The organism is Streptomyces flavofungini (assembly GCF_041028215.1).
Lineage (GTDB): Bacteria > Actinomycetota > Actinomycetes > Streptomycetales > Streptomycetaceae > Streptomyces > Streptomyces flavofungini_B.
Genome location: NZ_JASKYR010001242.1, coordinates 1 through 1,641, shown reverse-complemented (window position 1 = coordinate 1,641; position 1,641 = coordinate 1). Strand labels below are relative to the sequence as shown.

The 1,641-nt window shown below is 75.4% G+C and carries 1 protein-coding gene; it reads right to left on the bottom strand.

Annotation, left to right across the window (positions count from 1 at the left end; translation table 11 throughout):
- A partial coding sequence (locus AB8Z36_RS40090) for a polyketide synthase (protein ID WP_369218283.1) occupies nt 1–1,627 on the bottom strand: 1,627 nt, incomplete at its 3' end.
- Nucleotides 1,628–1,641: the final 14 nt, after the last annotated feature.

Genomic DNA, 1,641 nt, shown 5'->3' with positions numbered 1-1,641 from the left:
ATCGGGGGCAGGGTGTCCAGGGCCCAGTAGCGGCCCCGGGTGAAGGGGTAGGCGGGCAGCGCGACCCGGCGGCCCGCACCGGTGGCCAGGACGCTGAAGTCCACGTCCGCCCCGTGCAGCCAGGCAGCGGTGAGCGCGGCCTCGACCGCGTCGGCGCGGGGGCGCGCTGTGGTCCGGGGGGCGGCCCGAGTACGGCGGTGGCGTTGGTGCCGCCCAGGCCCATGGAGTTGACCAGGACGTACGCCGCGTCCCCGGCCGCGATCCGGCCTGGTTCGGTGCGCACCGTGAAGGGGCTCTCGGCGAGGACACCCGGGTTGCGGGGGCGCTCGAAGAGCGGGTGCGGGGGCAGTACGCCGGTTCTGGCCACCGCGACGGCCTTGATGAGCCCGGCGATGCCCGCGGCGGGTCCCGCGTGCCCGATGTTGGCCTTGACCGAGCCGAGACCGCAGTATCCGGCGGCTACGGTCCCGCCCGCCGCGCGCAGACCGGCGGTCAGGCCGCGCAGTTCGATCTGGTCGCCGAGCGGGGTGCCCGAGCCGTGCGCCTCGACATAGCGCAGCTGCTCGCCGCGGACACCGGCCACGTCCAGGGCGCCCGCGACGACGTCGGCGAGCCCGGAGGGGCTGGGGGCGGTGAAGCCGGAGCGGGCCGAGCCGTCGTTGCCGACGGCGGTGCCGTGCACGACCGCGAGGACGGGGTCGCCCTCGCGCAGGGCGTCGGACAGCCGCCGCAGGACGACGACGCCCACGCCGGAGCTGAAGGAGGTGCCGGTCGACCGCGCGTCGAAGGGCCGGCAGTAGCCGTCCGCGGACTGGAGGCCGCCCGCGTGGTGGCGGTAGCCGAGCATCGGCTCGTTGACGCAGGCACCGCCGGCGAGCGCCATGTCGCACTCCCCCGCCAGGAGGCTGAGGACCGCGTAGTGCACGGCTGTCAGTGAGGAGGAGCAGGCGGTCTGCACTCCGATGGAGGGACCGCGCAGCCCCAGCTTGTAGGCGACGCGCGAGGGCAGGAAGTCGCCCAGGCCGCCCAGGTGGAGGGCCACGTCGTCGACGGCGCCCAGGACGCCGTCGGCGTGGGCCCGTGCGGCTTGCAGCGCGGCCATGTAGGTGCTGGGGCTGCCGCCTGCGAACACGCCGGTGACCAGGTGACCGCCGACGGGCGCGTGTCCCGCTGATTCCAGGGCCTGCCAGCAGGCTTCGAGGAAGATGCGCTGCTGCGGGTCGGTGGCGGCCGCCTCGGCGGGTGAGTAGCCGAAGAAGTCGGCGGCGAAGTCGCCCGCGTCGGGGACGCAGGCCGCCCGGGCGACGTAATCGGGTGCGTCCAGGGTCTCCTGGGACAGCCCGGCCGCCCGCAGCGCCGCCGGATCGAGGTCGCGGATGGAGAGCCTGCCCTGGGCGATGTTCGCCCAGAACTCCTGCGGGCTCCAGGCATCGGGGAMGCGGCAGCCGATCCCGGTGATGGCGATGGCACCGTCGTACCGCCGGCCAGGGCCCAGAACTCCTGCGGGCTCCAGGCATCGGGGAAGCGGCAGCCGATCCCGGTGATGGCGATGGCACCGTCGTGGCTCACGCCGGACCGCCCTGACCGGCGGTACGACGGCCACGGCCGAGCAGCCCGGCCCGGTCATGCGCCGGGGCGGGC